At 72.0% G+C, this 17,312-nt stretch carries 11 protein-coding genes; 1 reads left to right on the forward strand and 10 read right to left on the reverse strand.

Going from position 1 to position 17,312, the window contains the following annotated elements:
- Positions 1–66: 66 nt before the first annotated feature.
- Both Pen02_RS14565 and Pen02_RS14570 read right to left on the reverse strand, forming a co-directional pair.
- On the reverse strand, positions 67–1,359 hold the full coding sequence (locus tag Pen02_RS14565) for a hypothetical protein (RefSeq protein WP_203866536.1): 1,293 nt from the start codon (positions 1,357–1,359) through the stop codon (positions 67–69).
- A complete protein-coding gene (locus Pen02_RS14570) occupies positions 1,356–1,874 on the reverse strand; it encodes a SigE family RNA polymerase sigma factor (protein ID WP_307837713.1) in 519 nt (172 codons plus the stop codon). Before Pen02_RS14570 ends, Pen02_RS14565 begins: the two co-directional genes overlap by 4 nt.
- A 493-nt stretch (positions 1,875–2,367) precedes the next feature.
- Between Pen02_RS14570 and Pen02_RS14575 the strand changes: the two genes are divergently transcribed.
- A complete protein-coding gene (locus Pen02_RS14575; RefSeq protein ID WP_203866537.1) occupies positions 2,368–5,832 on the forward strand; it encodes a hypothetical protein in 3,465 nt (1,154 codons plus the stop codon).
- A 63-nt stretch (positions 5,833–5,895) separates the two neighbouring features.
- On the opposite strand, the gene Pen02_RS14580 is transcribed toward Pen02_RS14575, so the two are convergent.
- The 8 genes from Pen02_RS14580 to Pen02_RS14615 all read right to left on the reverse strand — a co-directional run bounded on the left by Pen02_RS14580 (position 5,896) and on the right by Pen02_RS14615 (position 17,311).
- The gene (locus Pen02_RS14580) at positions 5,896–6,873 is read right to left on the reverse strand and encodes an SLAC1 family transporter (RefSeq protein WP_203866538.1); all 978 of its coding nucleotides are present in this window, start codon (positions 6,871–6,873) and stop codon (positions 5,896–5,898) included.
- 251 nt (positions 6,874–7,124) lie between these two features.
- On the reverse strand, positions 7,125–8,087 hold the full coding sequence (locus Pen02_RS14585; protein ID WP_203866539.1) for a threonine ammonia-lyase: 963 nt from the start codon (positions 8,085–8,087) through the stop codon (positions 7,125–7,127).
- A gap of 341 nt (positions 8,088–8,428) precedes the next feature.
- On the reverse strand, positions 8,429–9,304 hold the full coding sequence (locus Pen02_RS14590; RefSeq protein ID WP_203866540.1) for a hypothetical protein: 876 nt from the start codon (positions 9,302–9,304) through the stop codon (positions 8,429–8,431).
- Entirely contained in the window at positions 9,301–9,825 is a 525-nt protein-coding gene (locus Pen02_RS14595; RefSeq protein WP_239140670.1) for a SigE family RNA polymerase sigma factor, read from the reverse strand. Before Pen02_RS14595 ends, Pen02_RS14590 begins: the two co-directional genes overlap by 4 nt.
- 118 nt (positions 9,826–9,943) lie before the next feature.
- A complete protein-coding gene (locus Pen02_RS14600; protein ID WP_203866541.1) occupies positions 9,944–11,095 on the reverse strand; it encodes a nucleotidyltransferase family protein in 1,152 nt (383 codons plus the stop codon).
- Positions 11,096–11,197: 102 nt separating this feature from the next.
- Positions 11,198–12,025 (reverse strand): phytanoyl-CoA dioxygenase family protein, encoded by an 828-nt coding sequence (locus Pen02_RS14605; protein WP_203866542.1) that lies wholly within the window; start codon positions 12,023–12,025, stop codon positions 11,198–11,200.
- Positions 12,026–12,038: 13 nt separating this feature from the next.
- Positions 12,039–17,081 (reverse strand): non-ribosomal peptide synthetase, encoded by a 5,043-nt coding sequence (locus tag Pen02_RS14610; protein ID WP_203866543.1) that lies wholly within the window; start codon positions 17,079–17,081, stop codon positions 12,039–12,041.
- Positions 17,078–17,311 carry an MbtH family protein gene (locus tag Pen02_RS14615; protein ID WP_203866544.1) on the reverse strand — a complete coding sequence of 78 codons (234 nt, stop codon included), beginning with the start codon at positions 17,309–17,311 and terminating at the stop codon, positions 17,078–17,080. Before Pen02_RS14615 ends, Pen02_RS14610 begins: the two co-directional genes overlap by 4 nt.
- Between the last annotated feature and the right edge of the window lies 1 nt (position 17,312).

Below are 17,312 nucleotides of genomic sequence, written 5' to 3' on the forward strand. Positions count from 1 at the left end.
TTCTCCACGCCCCGCTGCCGCGACCCGTCCCGACCGGTACCTCCCGAGCGAGCCGGTCGCCGTCGCCTACCCGGCGCGGCCCGCTCGCCGGCCCGCCGCACGGATGCGGCGGCTGATCCGTCGAACGGTCAGGACGAGCGCGGCGAGCAGTCCGGCAACCGAGGCGTACGCCCACCACTGCGCCTGCCAGAGTGCCGGCGTGATGGCGGGGCCGCCGAGGCTGCCCTGCTGGAGCAGGTCGCGGGCGTAGTCGGGGCAGCCGAGTCCGGCGGCGGGGAGGGGCAGGACCCGGGTACCGGTCTCCGTGACCGCGACCGTGTCGCAGGGACGGTCGTCGTGGAACTGCTGGACGACGGGCTCACCGTCGCGCCAGGCGATGACGCTGGGGAAGCCGGGCCGGCCGCGTACGGTCTCGTCGACGACCGTACCGGTGGCCAGGTCGAGGCGCTGGAGATGCCAGGTCTGGTCGGCGCAGTACGCCGCCCAGGCACAGCCGTCACCGACGGCGAGCAGGAGCTGGGCGTCGTCGGGCGTCCACGCGGCGGGCCCGGCGAGCCGCTGCCGCTCGGTGAGGGTCACGGTACGCAGCGGGCTCGCCGTGCGGGTGTCGACGATGGTCAACACGCTGTCGCGGTCGGGGAGCGAGGTGTGCAGGGCGAGCCTGCTGCCGTCCGGCGAGAAAGCCGCCTGCCACTGCGCGGCCTCCGGGACGGTGGCGATGCTCCGCGTGGTGCCGTCGGCGACGTCGACGAGGACGATCTCGTCCTCCGGGCCGTCGAGCGGCTGGCCCTGCGGGTCGTGGACGATGCCGCCGTCGTCGCCGAAGACGCCGACCGCGGCCCGGCTGTCCGGAGCCCACACCGCCGGTGGGTAGCCACGGAGCCGGCGGTCCAGCTTCCGCGTCCCGCCGCCGACGAGATCGCGCAGGTGCCGGCCGAGCAGCCAGCGCCCGTCCGGGGAGAGCGCGCCGCCCTCCTCGCCCGGCGACAGGTAGTCCAGCCGATAGCTGTCGTCCCGTCCGATCAGGACCAGGGCGCTCTCCAGGTTCAGGCTGTGGCCGGTGGTGAAGGTCAGCTTGACCGGCCCGTTCGGACCGCCGTCCAGGGTGCGCTGCCACAGGTACGGCTCGGCGACCGACGCCGGCAGTCCCGCCGGGTCCGCTCCGCCGACGTCGAGGGCGGTTCCGGACCGTGCCGGCGGCCAGCCGACGGCCGTGGCCAGCAGCAGGCAGGCCAGCACGGCGGCGGTCCGGCGCCGTCGCCGACGGAGCCGGCCGCGCCGCCACAACAGGTCCGGAGAGGGTACCGGGGGAGCGACCTCCGCCGCGTCGAGGAGCGCCTGCGTCAACCGGGCGGTCATCGGGGTACCTCCTGCGGGTCGACGAGATCGGCGGCGACGACCCGCAGCCGGGCGAGCGCGTCGCGGGTCTGGCTCTTGACGGTGCCGACGCTGATACCGAGCACCTCTGCCGTCTGTGCCTCGCTGAGGTCCTCGAAGTAGCGCAGCACCAGCACCGCCCGCTGCCTCGGGGCGAGCCGACGCAGAGCCTGCCGGACCACGATCGCGGTCTCCAGCGGCCCGTGCGGGTCGAACCCGGCGGGCTCGGGCAGTCGCTCGACCGGTACCGGCTCCCGTCGCCACCGCCGCCACCACGAGATGTGCTGGTGGTAGAGGGCCCGCCGCACGTACGCGTCCGGGTCGCCGTCGGCCAGGATCCGCTCCCACCGCGAAGCCACCCCGACGAGGGTCTGTTGGACCAGGTCCTGGGCCAGATGCGTGTCGCCGCTCAGCAGCAGCGCCGTACGCGACAGCGCCGCGCCGCGCGCCTGTACGTAGTCGCGGAACGAGTCGGCGGCCGAAGGTATGCGGGGCACATTACCTACACGCGTGGAACGCCGCGTTTGGAGGGGTGTGGCCGCGGGCGCGTCCGGCTCGCGGACGAGACGCGCCGCGATCCGGGCGGACGTGTCCGACTCCCTCTTCCGCTTCGCCGGCAGCACCTGTCGCTGAGCCCGCCGAGGACGGTAGGGCCGCCGGGGTGGGAACGATGAAGATGGTAAATGCGTAGTGCGGGGTACGGCGCCGGTTTTCTCCACCCGCACCACGATCGCGCGCGAACATTCAACAGGGCTGCGAACGGACCCGCGCCCATAGCGCAATTTCACTTATGACTCTCGACGGCCGATCCGGGATGCTGGAAGCTGATTCGAGATTTCCGGACCGCCGGACCGGTCGCGCCGGGTCCACCCTCGGTCGTGCGGAAATCCGTCTGTCGTCACCTTCGATTCCGATCGAATCGCCCGCCAATCCCCCTGGCGGGACATCGCCGGTAAATCCCCCCTCGCTGGGGCGTGCGGAAGGATCGCCGTGAGTCAGTCCGAGCAGACACCGATCAGCCGACGTCGGCTCCTCCGCGCGGGCGTACTGCTGGGCGCCGGTGCCGCCCTACCCGTGACGACCGCCGAGGCGGGCTCGACCACGGTTCCGGTCGGAACGGCGGCCGACCCGCTCGCCCACGAGGTCGCCGTCGCCGAGCGGCTGATGGCGGATCCGTCCGCTCCCGTCCGCTGGCTCGACCCGGTCGCGCTCGACGGCTCGCCGGGCCAGGCATTCGCGAGCCACCGGGCCAGGGCCGCCGGCATCGCCAAGTACTTTGCCAGCACCCGCCCGCTGAGCACCGTCAACGGTACGGCCGACGAGAACAACACGGTCACGCTGATCGCGCACTTCCACGCCGTCGCCGACGACCCGGACTTCGCCGTCGGCGGGGTACCGAGTCGGACGGCAGCACCGCAGGCGCTGCGCCGGCTCGACCAGGGCGACGGGGAGGTGGGCACCCGGCGCGACTACGACATGGCCCTGAAGGGGCTGATGGTCCTCGCGTACCGGTACCGGCACCTGCTGACCGACGAGGATTTCAACTTCCTCCTGGACCGGCTGGTGCCGGCGCACCTGTCGGGTGGACACCCGCCGGAGATCGAGATCGTCGAGGTCACCTTCCTCAACATCGACATCCCGGAGACCGAGAACCACCTGCTGATGATCGAGAGCAGTCGGTACCTGGTCAACCAACTCCTGCACGACCGGACCGGCGAGGCGAGGTTCGACAACTCGGCGAACGGACTCACCGGCTGGCTGCTGGGCTACCTTCAGGTGCTCGTCAAGCACGACTTCCTGGAGTTCAACTCCCGCCCGTACGCCCGGCACGCGCTGCACCCGCTGTTCAACCTGCACGAGTTCGCCCGCGACGAGAAGATCAGGACCGCGGCGCAGATCGTGCTCGACTACGTCATGGTGAAGTTCGCCGTGTCGAGCAACCGTGGGCGTCGGGTCAGCCCGTACCGGCGGCAGCAGCACCGGATCAGTCACCACGCCAACGAGCGCAACTTCCTGTACGCCGCCAGCGGCGACCAGACCGCCGGCTACTTCCTGGCCTACACCGGCCTGATCGATGCCCAGAACCAGCCGACCGGATTTCCCTCGTCGCTGGACTTCCCCGCGCTCATCGCGTCGACTGCGGCGTACCGTCCGCCGCCGGCCGCGTACATCCTGGCGATGAACCACGACAACCCGGAGTACCTGCACCGGTTCCACCACGGAACGCGGCCCCGACTACGGGGCTCGACCGACATCGCCGACGCCGGCCTCGAAATCTACTTCCGATCGCCGTCGTTCCTGCTCTCGGCCGGCGGAACCTTCCTGAACAGCGGGTACGGGCACGACGAGATCGACATCGGCGTGGAGGCATGGGAGCAGACCTCACGTGCGCAGGCGACGACGTTGATCCCCACCCGGGTGGACACCAGGTTCCACGACCTGATCCGCTTCGAGCCGTACCCGGACCCGTTCGTCGACCCGTACGCCGACGACCCCGAGGATCCCGACACCTTCCGGGCCCAGGCGGTCAACATCGGCGTGCACCGCCGGATCGCTGCCGGCGCCAACCTGCGGCCCGCCGAGAAGAAGACCATCGAGGAGCACTCGACCTCGACCTACCCGGCGCTCGCCCCGCACGTCGGTCGACTGCTGATCGGCTGGAAGGGGTCCGGCAACGACAACCTCAACGTCGCCAAGGTGCTCGACACCAACCTGCTCGGCATCGACGGCGTCGAGGGCGTCGAGGAGGTGGTCACCCTCGGCGACTCGACCGACAGGTCACCGGCGCTGGCCTCGCACGACGGGCGGCTCTTCCTGGCCTGGCGCGGCTCCGGCAACAACCAGCTCAACCTGGCGTTCTCGACCGATGCCGGCCGCACCTTCCAGGGCACGACGACGCTCGGCGACTCCAGCGAGCACAGCCCGGCGCTGGTGTCGCACGGGGGCCGGCTGCTCCTCGCCTGGACCGGCCGGGGCAACGAGCAGTTGAACGTGGCCAGGGTGGTGCTGATCGGCAACACGGCGGGCGGGTTCGGCATCGAGGGGGTCGAGGACAAGGTCGTACTCGACGAGACGAGCAGCGACGCCCCGGCACTGGCCTCGCACAACGGCCGGCTCTTCCTGGCCTGGAAGGGATCCGGCAACGACAACCTGAACCTGAAGTTCTCCGCCGACAACGGCGCGAGCTTCCACGGGACGTACACCTTCTCGGAGACCAGCCACCACGCTCCGGCCCTGGCGTCGCACGGCGGTCGGCTCTTCCTCGGCTGGGCCGGCCGGGGCGACGAGAAACTGAACGTGGCCAGGGTGGTGCTGATCGGCAACACGGCGGGCGCGTTCGGCATCGAGGGCCTGGACGGCAAGGTCGTACTCGACGAGATCAGCACCCAGCCCGTGGCCCTGGCGTCGCACAACGGACTGCTCTTCCTCGGCTGGAAGGGCGAGGGCGAGGACAAGCTGAACCTCCGGGTCTCCCGGACCGGCGCCTTCGAACCGGTCGGCCCCTGGATCTTCAGCAACCTCGCCCACCTCGGCTTCTACGTCGCCGTCTACCGGACGCCGCCCGCGCGACCCGAACAACTCCTCTTCCCGCTGGACAACCTCGCGCTGCTCTACGCCCGGGAGGCGGCCGGGATGGACTTCGACACCTTCCGGAACCTGACGACGAGCCGCAACAGCCACCTGCCGGCCAGACTCGACTACGGCAGCGCCTACGAGTTCCACACCCCGGACGACAAGCACTTCACCCTCTGGTACCTGCTCGTCGCACAGAAGTACGACGCCCGGGTGATCGACCAGAGCGAGCCGGTCACCGACCTCGGCACGCTTCCGCTGGTGAGCGGCGAATACCTGCGGGCACCCGGCGGCCACGACGGGCTGGTCGAGATCCGGCACCCGGGCGCCGAACAGTCGCCGATCAGGCTCGACTTCCGCACGGCTAACGCGCCGGTACGCGCCGACAACCGCGCCAGCATCCCCCAGCCGTGGATCGAGCGTGGCCTGGCGCTCTTCGCCCTCGCCGAGAGGTTCGAGCAGGACGCGAAGCGCAGGGAAGGGCAGGCCGCGCTCACCGACGCGACACGCCTCTACGACGAACTGCTCCGGCTGAACCCGGGCCAGAACGGCCCTTCCCTCGCCCCCGCCGTCATCCGCGCACTCGGCTGGTGCGGCGTGGACTTCAGCGTTCGGGAGACCGAGCTGCGCGACTGGCTCACCAACCCGCAGTACACGCCGTACCCGGCGATCTCCCAGGCGCTGCTGCTGTCCGGGTGGCGGCTGCGGGCGCCGGTCTTCCTGGACGTCATCGTCTGGAACTACGAGCGGACCCGACGGGTGACCTCGCCGCGTACCGTCGCCGAGGTGCGGACCGACGTGCTCAGGGCAGCCATCCTGGAGGGCTCGAACTCCCGCTACGGCACCCGGGTGACGAACTTCGAGCAACTCCTCCGGCCCTGACAGCACATCGCTGGTCGGCCAGGTCGAGCGCGATCGGGAGGCCTCCCCGCCGGGGGCGCAGGCTCACCGGTCCGGCCCGGCCGGTGGGGCGGGCGGCGGCAGGAACCGACCCTGGGCCGCAGCCACGACCGACCGTACGGCGATGCCGCCGATCAGCGCCGAGACGGCCGCCAGCACGAGGTACGGGTAGACGCGGTGGCCGGGCGGTTTGCCGGCGGTGATCCAGTGCAGGGCGGTCGTCGCCACCGCCGCCCAGGCGAACGTGAACGCCCAGAAGCCCGGGGCGAACCGCAGCCTCAGATAGAGCGGAAGCAGCCGGATCTGCGCGAGGACCAGCAGCAGCCCGTACCCGGAGACCAGCGTCACCCAGATGTCGACCCGGCCGCCGTTGCGGGCGAAGAGCGCGAGCGCGGCCACGGCGGAGGGGGCCACCTCGATCGCCAGGGTCGGTACGAGCGGAGCCGGCAGCGGTGACCCGACGAAGAGACGGTTCAGGATCAGCGAGCCGAGCACGAGCCAGCAGATGAACCCGAGCCCGAGCATGACGTCCGCCAGGGTGCGCTGCCCGACGGCGGACGCGGCTGCCGAGGCGATGAACCCGCCGGCCACGGTCGGCAGGAAGTAGCCGGGATGGATCTGGTCGACGTCGATCCGGCCGTAGATCCACTGCCCGGTTATCCAGCCGCCGAAGAGGAGCGTGAGGATCAGGAAGACGTCGACGAGTACCCGCCCGACGCCCGGGGCGTGCGGGACGACGCCCTGCGCGGCGAGCAGCAGCGGGGTGACGACGGCGAGCGAGAGGAACGCCCCGGCCACCGGATCCCGCGCGTCGTCGACGAGGGCTCTCGGCCTGGGCAGCACGTACGCCGCGTACGCCAGCAGCACGGCGAGCCAGGTCAGGGCGGCGAGTGCCAGCAGGGCGTTGCCGATCCAGGTCGGTACGTGGCCGCTGAGCCCGGCCACGATCCAGGTGTTGCCCAGGCCGGCGAAGCCGAAGGGGATGCTGAAGAAGTTCGGCGGAATCCGGCGGCCGGCGGCCATCCCACACCTCCCTCGGCGGGGCGGTCCCGCTCCGGTGATCCGGGTTCCATCCTGCCCACAGTCCGATCCGCCGCGTGGCCGATTCGGTCACTCACCGTGCGACGTCCGGCGGCTCGGCGGAGGTACCCGGGGCGGGCGCCGGCCGCCGTCCCGAACGGTTGCGCTCCGGTGCGACGTTCCTCGCGGATTCGGTGCGTCTGGGTGGTTGGGCCGGCGGTGGGTGCCGGTCGGGTCACGGCGTCCGCCAGGACCTACCGCTGAACCCAACGCTGGTACGCGGCCAGGTCGACGTTGCCGCCACAGATGATCGTGACCACGTGCCGGCCGGCGAAGCGGTCAGGGTCCTCCAGGATCGCGGCGACGCCGAGCGCTGCCGAGGGTTCGACGACCAGCCCCGCGTGCTCCAGCAGCATCCGCATCCCGGTGACGATCGACGCCTCGGAGACGAGGACCGCGTCGTCGACCACCTGGAGAAGATCGTCCAGGACTGCCGGAATGGGGTACCGGCCGGCGACGCCGTCGGCGATGGTGTCGGTCGAGTCGGTGGTGACGACCCTGCGCTCGTGCCAGGACAGTGTCATGGCAGGTGCGCCGAGCGGCTGTACGCAGATCACCTCGACTCCCGGTGCCAAGGCCCGGAGGACGTGGCCGACGCCGGTGGCCATGGCGCCGCCGCCGAGGGCGATCAGGACGGCGTCGCCGGAGGACAGCGCGTTCACCAGCTCCAGGCCGATGGTCGCTGCGCCCTCGCAGGTCTCGATGTCCAGGCTGTCCTCGACCAGCCGGACGCCGCGCTGTTCCGCGAGGTCCACCGCCCGGGTACGGGCCAGCTCGAAGTCGCCGTCCACCACTTCCAGCTGCGCGCCGAGGGCACGGATCCGGTCGAGCTTGACCGTCGGCGCGAAGCGCGACGCCACCACCGTCACGTCCAGGCCCCGGCGACGACCCGACCAGCCCAGCGCCTGACCGAGGTTGCCGGCGCTGGCGCAGACGGCCGCCATTCCGCCCTGTTCGGCCAGCCGGCTCGTGACCAGTTCGGTGCCCCGGCCCTTGAAACTGCGTACCGGGTTCGCCGTCTCCAACTTGATGCTCGTCGTGCAGCCGAGCTGGCGTCCCAGGGGTTCACACCGGTACAGCGGCGTGGTCAGGAAGACCGGATCGATCACGTTGCGGGCCGCGCGGATCCGGTCGAGGTCGAGGCGGGTCTGGCGCACGGCCAGTGACGGTACCCGACAGCCGGGCGCGGTGCGCCGCACAGGACGGCGCGACCTGATCGTGGCGAGCGACCGCGCCGCGACCGAGCGCGCCACCAGGGACTGACCAACTCCTCAGGACCGTTGTCGGGGAGGCTCGGAAGTCGGCCCCCGTCACGATCAGCAGCAGCGGCGACAGTCGACGCATGCCACCACCCTCTCACCCCGGGCCGCCAGCTTGTCGGGGGGCTCGGCTCGGTCCGGAGCCGGCGGCTACGGCAGGGCAGGGCCGGGCACGGGCGCCGCGTCACCGGCAACACCGTCAGCGGCATCAGCGACGGGCAACCGTGCCCAGCAGCGACCTACCTGGCCGGTACCACGTCGGCCGGGCGCCGCACCTCCACCTCGACGCCGTAGTCGAACAGTTCGAGGGTCGCGGTGTACGAGCCGGTGTCGGTCCGCCCCTTCGCCGAGGACTGCCAGGTGCCGGTGAGCGTCACCTTCGCGATCCGGCCGTTGCCGTCCCGGATGATGTCGCCGGACGTGCTGCTCGACCCGTCGTCGTCCCGGCTGGCGTACTCGAAGTGCAGCGTGCCGTCCGGGTTCTCCGTCACTGTCGCGTCGACGCCGCGCAGCGCCGCGAACAGGGCCGCCGGATCGGGCGCGGCGGCGCCGAGCACCGTGTCGGAGTCGCCGTAGAGCGACAGCCGGTCGTGCTTGCCCGGGTACTGGCCGTAGCGCCCGTACGTCTCGCCGGGCCCCTTGTCGGGCGGCAGCGGACCCTGCGGCGCCTCGCCGCCGACGTACCGGGTGCCGTCGACCAGCAGTTCGGTCATGACCGAGTCGTCCTGCGGCACTCGGACGTAGCCGGTGTCGGTCCTCGGGTCGAACGCGCCCTCGTAGGTCAGCCCGCTCGGCCCCGCCCCGGTGGTCAGCCGCATCCGGTAGCTGAGGTTCTCACTGGCGGTGACCGCCGCGACCAGTTCCAGCCGGGGCACCGTCGCACCGGCCACCGTGGACTGCCCGGCCGACCCCGACTGCCCGGTCCCGCCCACCGTCAGCACGGCAGCGGTCACCCCGGCCAGACCCAGCACACCCACCGCGTACGCCGACCGCAGCAGGATCGTCCGGCGGTGGTGACGGCGCCGCGCCGCCCCGACGACGTCCGAGGTCAGGGCGATGCCTTCGACCTCCTGGCGCATGCCGGCGATCAGTTCGTGTTCGAGGTCGGTGGTCATCGTGCCGCTCCGTTCAGAGCCGGGGCGTCGTCGACCGCCCAGGCAGCCATGACCTCGCGCAGCCGGGACAGCCCGCGTGAGGCGGTGGATTTGATGGTGCCGATCGAGCAGCCGAGCGTCTCGGCGGCCTCCGCCTCGCTCAACTGCTCCCAGTAGCGCAACACCAGCACCGTCCGCTGGCGTGGGGGCAGCGTGGCCAGTGCCTGGACGAGTGCCTGCCGCAGGTGCAGTGCGTCCGTACCGTCGGACCGACCCGGTGGCTCGACACTGACCAGGACCTCCGGCCGGCGCCGGCGGCTGCGCCACTGGTCGACCGCGAGGTGGTACATCGTCCGACGCAGGTATCCCTCCTTGTCGCCGTGTATCCGGTTCCAGCGCCGCATCAGCCGTTCCAGCCCCGCCTGCAGCAGGTCCTCGGCGGCGGCGCGGCTGCCGGTCAGCAGCACCGCCGTGGCGAGTAAGGCGTCGCCCCGTTCCACCACGAGGGTGTCCAACCCGTCGAAGTTCTGTCTCCAACGCACGGGCTCTCCTTCCGTCGCCACCAAGGACGACGGTTCCTCGGGAAAGGTTGACCGGACGTGCGGAGAACCCGGGTGCAGGACGGTGCCGGGCTCAGCGGTCTGCCACCGCCGCGTCCGCTCAGGAGGTCCGGCCGCGCGCCCGCGCGCCGTGCGGTGGCTCGTCGGCGGGTACCAGCGCGGCCGGGGCCGGGCTGTAGAGCCGGTCGCGGATGTCACCGTCCCAGCCGAGGAAGCCGCCGTCGGTGCCGGCGGCACTGCGCAGCCACTCCGGTACGCAGAACGCCCGCACGTCGAGGTCGGCGGTGATCGTACTGCCGTAGAGGGCGTCGACGTAGTGGGTGATCCAGGCGACGGCCGGCCCCAGGTCGTTGTCCCGGACGAGGGTGCGTACCTGCTCCGCGTGATCCCGGCCCCAACGCTGCCAGTACCGCCAGACGTCGGCGAACTGGGTGATCCGGAGTCCGCCCTCGGCGATGGCGCGTTCGAACCAGCAGTCGCGGAACAGGTGCAGTACGACGAAGAGGAACGCGTACTCGTGGCCGAGCGTCGGCAGCAGGTGCCGGGCGTGCGGCCCGACCTGGGTCTCCCGGGCGCTTCCCATCGCCTCCGCCATCGGCAGTTGCCAGCCGCTGCCGTGCCAGGTGAGACTCAGCGCCACGTCGACCTTGTAGACGGGGACACCGGATTCCGGGTCGATGCGGTGGAAGTGCGGGAGATGATCCGGGTAGAGCCGGTACATGAGGACGGTTTGCCGGGGTAGCGGGACCAGCCGACCGAGATCCGGGTCGTACGTCTGCTCCGGCACGTAGCCGAGGCTCTGCAACGCCGCCCGGGCCGCCGGGATGTCGTCCGGATGGAGCATCAGGTCGAGGTCACCGAAGCTGCGGACACCTCGACCGTCGTAGAGGGTGTGTTGCAGCGCGATCCCCTTGTTGAACACCACCGGTACGCCGTGTTCCGCGAACCGGCCGGCGATCTCGACGCTCTCGTCCCGCAGTTTCTCGACCTTGTACCGGTTCCAGGCCAGCGAGCCGGCCAGCAGGTCGCGCATTCCGATCGGCAGGGTCCGGGTCAGCCCGGCACTGCGGTAGAACTCGGCCACCGCCGGTGTCATCTTGTGCCTGGCCGCGAGCGCGATCAGCAGGTCCGGGTCCGTCAACCCCTTCGCCAGGTCGACCGCCTGCTCGAACCAGGAATCCGAGAAGTCGGTGACCGCGACCGATTCGAGGAGCTGCCAGACTCTCCGCTGCTCCTCGTTGACTTCCTGCATGCTGCATCTCCTTCCGATAAGGGGTCGCGGTCCCCGTGGCAGCGGAGACCGGCCGCGCGAGCTGATGGCCGCGCAGGCCGGGCCGTTCGTGGCCCACCACGGTCACAGCGGGTTCAGTTCGAGGCGCCGGTCGTCGTCCGGGACGATCGGCGCGGCGTTGCGGTCCACCAGGAACTCGGGCCGGGTCGGCGCCGGTGGGACGTTGCGCACCGAGTTGTACGTGATCAGCAGCAGCGCCCGCCGGTCCGCCGACCCGTTGTTGGACGAGGAGTGCACGATGCTCGGATGGAAGGCGTGCAGAGACCCGGCCGGGCCGGTGATCAGGCGGGTGCCCAGCTCGCCCGCCAACTCTCCGGCGCGCTGTGGGGTGACGGTGTAGGCGAGGTCCGCCGAGACGTGCCGCTGCCAGTCGGAGCGCCCCGGATCGTTCCCGTCGGTGTGCGGGTCCTGTAGACCCAGCCGGTGCGAGCCGGGTATGACGGTCAGCGGTCCGTTCCCCTCGTGCACGGCGTCGAGCGAGATCGCGATGTTCACCGCGACCGGCCGGGGCATGCCGTCCTCCCGGTGCCAGAAGGAGAAGTCCTGGTGCCAGGGCCAGGCAGCGCCCTCGTGGGCCTGCTTGAGATTGACCTTGAACTGGTAGACGTACACCGGTCCGCCGACGAACGCCTCGGCAAGTTCCACCAGCAGCGGATGGCGGGTCAGCGCCGCGCACACCTCGTCGAAGCGGTGACAGCCGTGGACGGCGCGGACGACCCTTCCGCCCTTCTCCCAGACCACCTCCGGCCTGACCTCCCGGGCGATTGCTCCGACCCGATCCCGCAGCAGCTCGACCGCGGACCCGCCGAGCCGGTACGGGAGTGTGCACCAGCCGTCCCGCTCGTAGGCGGTGGTCAGCTCGCACAGGGCGGTGTCGGGGACGGGGCTCATTCGTGGGTCCTCCTCAGGTGGTCTCCGGTGGGCGCATCCGGCGCAGGGCGGGCCGCGCCGGAACGGTCGGGTTCAGGCAGGCCGCGATCCCGCGTACCGTGGCGTCGTCGAACACGTCGCGGATGTCCAGTTCGCAGTGGAGTTCGGCCCGGATCCGGCTGATCAGGCGGGTGACGAGCAGCGAGTGGCCGCCGAGTCCGAAGAAGTCGTCGGCCGGGCCGACCTGTGGCACGCCCAGGACATCGGCGAAGATCCGGCACAGGGCGGCTTCCCGCGCGTTCGCCGGGCCGGGGCCGTCGGTCCTGGTCGCGTACACCGGAGGGGGCAGGGCCGCCCGGTCGACCTTGCCGTTCGGGGTGAGCGGTATCTGCGGCAGCACCACCACGGCCGCCGGCACCATGTAGTCGGGAAGCCGCCGCGCCGCGTACTCCCGCAGCCCGGCCGGGTCCGGTGCGTCGCCCCCGCCACCGACCACGTAGGCCACCAGGCGTCTGTCCCCCGGACGGTCCTCCCGGACCAGTGCGACGGCCCGGACGACTTCCGGCCGCTCCGCGAGCACCGCCTCCACCTCGCCCGGTTCGACCCGGAAGCCGCGCAGCTTCACCTGGAAGTCGGTACGGCCGAGGAAGTGCAGCGAGCCGTCGGGACGCCGGCGCACCAGGTCGCCGGTCCGGTACATCCGGGTTCCCGGCGCTCCGAACGGGTCGGCGACGAAACGTTCGGCGGTGAGTCCGGGGCGGTGCAGATAGCCCCGGGCGAGCTGGTCGCCGGCCAGGTACAGCTCACCGGCGACGCCGGGCGGTACCGGCGTCAGGGCCGGGTCCAGGACGTACGCCCTGGTGTTCCAGATCGGTGGGCCGATGGGCGGGTTGTCCCCGCCGGTCAGGCACGCGTCCGGCACGAGGCAGCCGGTGACGACGTGCGTCTCGGTGGGGCCGTAGTAGTTGTAGAGCCGCCGCCCACCGCCCGGTGCGAAGAACCGGCGCAGTACGGGGCCGAGCGTGAGCGCCTCGCCGGCCTGCGCGACGTGGGCCAGGTACGGCAGCTCCAGGCCGAGCCGGTGCGCGGCGTCGGCCAGCGTCTCGACGACCGGTGTCGGGGCGAAGAGTTCACTGACCCGCATCCGGTGCAGCCACCGGACGAACTGCTCGGAGTCCTTCCGGCACTCGTCCAGGGGTACGGCGAGGGTCCTGCCCGTCGTCAGGGCCGACAGGATCTCCTGCGCCGCGGCGTCGAAGCTCAGGTTCGCGAACTGGGCCGTCGTACTGCCGACCCCGCCGGCCATGGTCTCGGCGTGCCAGGCCAGCAGGTTGACCATCGCCCGGGAGGGCAGCACCACTCCCTTGGGCCGCCCGGTCGAGCCGGACGTGTAGAGCACGTAGACGGGGTGCTCCGGCCGCACCGGCCGGATGCGCTCGTGGTCGCCGACGTCGGTGTCCGGCAGGGCGTCCAGCAGCTTCTTCGTCTCGGCACTGTCGATCACGAGCCGGGGACTGTCCCCGGGGGTTCCGGCGGTCGTGCTCTCGGTGGTGAGCACGCAGACGGGCCGACTGTCCCGCAACATGTACGCGATCCGCTCGGCCGGATAGCCGAGATCCAGCGGAAGGTAGGCCGCCCCCGTCTTGATCACCGCGATCGTGGCGACGATCAGGTCGAGCGATCGCGGTGTCCGGATCGCCACCACCGTCTCGGGCCCCGCACCGAGGCCGACCAGCAGCCGTGCCATCCGATTCGAGAGCGCACCCAGCTCCGCATAGCTCAGGGACCGGTCCTCATGGCGTACGGCGACGACGTCCGGCGTACGTGCGGCCTGGCGGTCGAGCAACTCCGGCAGGCACCGCCGGTCCACCGCCCTCGCCGTGTCGTTGCAGCCTTCGAGCAGGTGGTGCCGTTCCGGCTCGGGAAGCATGTCGAGCTGGCTCATCGGCACGTCGGGGTCGCGCACGGCGGACTGCATGAGCCGCAGGAGGTACCCGCCGATGCGTTCCACCGTCGAGCGGTCGAAGAGGTCGGTCGCGTACTCGATGGTGATGTCGAGACCGTCCGGCTTCCTGTTCGGCGCCAGGCGCTCGGTGTAACTGACGGAGAGGTCGAACTTGGCGCTCCGGTTGGCCGCCTCCTCCAACTCCACGCCCAGCTCACCCAGCTCGTACGAGGGCGGCGCGGCGCCCTGGGACACCAGCAGGACCTGGAACAGGGGGTGCCGGGCCAGCGAACGGGACGGACCGATCGCCTCGACCACCAGCTCGAACGGCACCTCACGGTGGGCGAGGGCGGCGAGGTCGACGTCCCGCACCCGGCTGAGCAGCGTACGGAAGCCGGGGTCGCCGGAGGTGTCGGTGCGCAGCACGAGTGTGTTGACGAAGAAGCCGACCAGGTCTTCGAGCGCCGCGTCGTCGCGTCCGGCGACCGGGCAGCCGATCGGCAGGTCGGTGCCCGCGCCCAGTCGGGTGAGCAGGGCGCCGAGCACCGCCTGGAAGGCCATGTAGACGCTTGCCCCGAGGCTCCTGGCCAGCCCGACCAGCTCGCGGTGCAGCCCGCCGTCGGCCTCGATCGTGACGGTCGCCCCACGATAGGAGGCCCGGGCCGGGCGGGGCCGGTCGAACGGCAGTTCGAGTTCTTCGGGCGCGCCGCTGAGCACGGACTGCCAGTAGCGCAGCGGAGCGCCGGCCGGGCTGGCGGGTTCCTCCGGGCGGTCCAGCAGCCGCCGGTGCCAGAGCGCGTAGTCCGCGTACTGGAGCGGCAGCTCGGCGAGGACGGGCACGGCGCCGTTGTGGCGGGCGCCGTAGGCGGCGACGAGATCCCGGGTCAGCGGGGCGGTGGACCAGCCGTCGAAGGAGATGTGGTGGACCACGAGCAGCAGTTGGTGCTCCGTCGGACCGGTACGGAGCAGCCGGGCCCGGAGCGGGAGGTCCGTGCTCAGCGCGAAGCCCTCCGCGAAGAACGCCTCGGCGAGCTGCCCGGCCTCGGCGGTGCTCGCGCACGCCGTCACGGGCAGCGCGGGCCGGGCGTCGGCGGGCGGCACGATCTCCTGCCACGGTTCGCCGGACTCCTCGGGGTACCTGGTGCGCAGCGGCTCGTGCCGGGCGACGACGTCGGCCAGCGCCGCCTCCAGCGCCGGCAGGTCGAGCGGGCCGTGCAGCCACAGCCGCAACGGGGTGTTGTAGGTGGCCGTACGCCCCTCCAGCCGGTTGAGGAACCACAGCCGCCGCTGCGCCGAGGACAGCGGCAGTCGCGCGGGACGCTCGGCGGGTACCGGACCGGGGCGGGCGACGGCTGGGCGGCGCAACCGGCCGGACAGCTCGCGGGCGGTGGGCGCGTCGAAGAACTCGCGTACGTCCGGTGCACCGCCGAACTCGTCGCGGATCCGGCCGATCAGGCGGATCGCCAGCAGGGAGTCGCCGCCGAGTTCGAAGAAGTCGTCGGTGGCGCCCACCTGGGGCACGCCGAGCAGTTCGGCGAACACGCCGCACAGCCGCTCCTCGGCGGCGGAGCCGGGTGCGACGGTGCCGGCCCCCGCCGCAGGCCCGGGAGCGGGGAGCGCGGCGCGGTCCACCTTGCCGTTCGGGGTCTGCGGCAGGGTGTGCAGCAGCATCACCGTGTGCGGAACCATGTGACGTGGGAGCCGCTCGGCGAGCAGGGCGCGGATGCGTCCGGGGTCCGGCTCGGCGCCGGTGAGCGGTACCACGTAGGCGGCGAGCCGCTGCTGCCCCGGCCGCTCCTCGCGGAGCACGACGACCGCCCGGGCGATGCCGGGCAACTCCTCGACAGCCGTCTCTATCTCGCCCAGTTCCACCCGATGACCGCGGATCTTCACCTGGTGGTCGACCCGGCCCACGAACTCCAGGCAGCCGTCGGCCGCCTGCCGGACCCGGTCGCCGGTGCGGTACATCCGCGTTCCGGCCGGGCCGAACGGGTCCGCGACGAACCGGGCGGCCGTCATCCCCGGCTGGCGGAGATAACCCCGGGCCACCCCGGCCCCGGCGAGGTACAGCTCGCCCACGGCCCCGTCCGGGACCGGCCGCAGCCGCTCGTCGAGCACGTGGACCCGGGTCTGCCGGATCGGCGTACCGATCGGCGGAGCGCCGTCCCGCTTCCGCTGGTCGAGGCTGTACGCCGTGGACCAGATCGTCGTCTCCGTCGGCCCGTACGCGTTGGTCAGCACGGCGCCGGCCGCGCGCATCCGTTCGGCCAGCGAGGCCGACAACGCCTCGCCGCCCGCCACCGCCCGCACCCGCGACAGGTCCACCGCCGACGTGTCCAGCAGGACCTCCCAGAGGGACGGCGTGGCCTGCATGACCGTGATCCCGGCCTGCCGGATCAGGGCGGCGAGGCGCGCCGGGTCACGCTGCTCCGCCTCGGCGGCGAGCACCACGGTCGCGCCGCCGGTCAACGGCAGGAACAACTCCAGACCCGCGATGTCGAAGCCGAGCGTGGTGACGGCCAGCAGCCGGTCGGCCGGATCGAGAGCGAGCCGCTGGCGGAAGTCGGCCAGCAGGTTGGCCAGGGCCGCGTACGTGACGACGACGCCCTTGGGCCGCCCGGTGGATCCGGAGGTGTGCAGCACGTAGGCGGGGTGCTCGGGATGCCGTACGCCCCGCAGCTCGGCGGCCTCGATGTCGGTGTCCGGGAGGGCGGCCAGCGCGGCGGCGGTCTCGGGGCTGCCCAGCCGGAGGTGGGGGACCGTGAGCCAGTCCGGGGCAGGTGCCGGCTCCGCTGCGGTCAGCGCCAGCACCGGCCTCGTGTCGTCGAGGATCGCTCCGTTGCGCCGTACCGGATGGGCGGGGTCGAAGGGGACGTACCCGGCGCCGGCCTTGCCCACCGCCAGCAGGGCGACCAGGAGGTCGGCGGTCCGGGGCAGCAGCAGCCCGACCAGGGACTCGGGGCCGGCGCCCCGCCGGATCAGCAGTCTGGCCAGGCGGTTGGCCCGGGAGTTGAGTTCGCCGTAGCGCAGCGGGACCCCGGCGCACACCACGGCGACGTCCTGCGGCGCCCGTACCGCGTGTTCCTCGAACAGTGCGACCGGCGTCGGTAGCGCGGTGTTCCGCTGCGTCACTCGGCGGCCCCCGGCCCGTCCTGTTGCCCCGTCGCGGCGACCAGGCTGCGGGGCCGCATGTCCTGCCACACCGCTTCGACGTGCGCGAGGCACTCGGCTCGCCGCTCGTCGCGCAGTACGGCCGACCAGCCCGCCGGCTCGGCCAGCGCGGCCGGCCACAGAGAGTACTGACCCTCGTCGTTCACCAGCACGTGGAACCGCGCCTCGTCGTCGTCGAACGGGTTGCTCACG

The organism is Plantactinospora endophytica (genome assembly GCF_016862915.1).
Taxonomy (GTDB): domain Bacteria; phylum Actinomycetota; class Actinomycetes; order Mycobacteriales; family Micromonosporaceae; genus Plantactinospora; species Plantactinospora endophytica.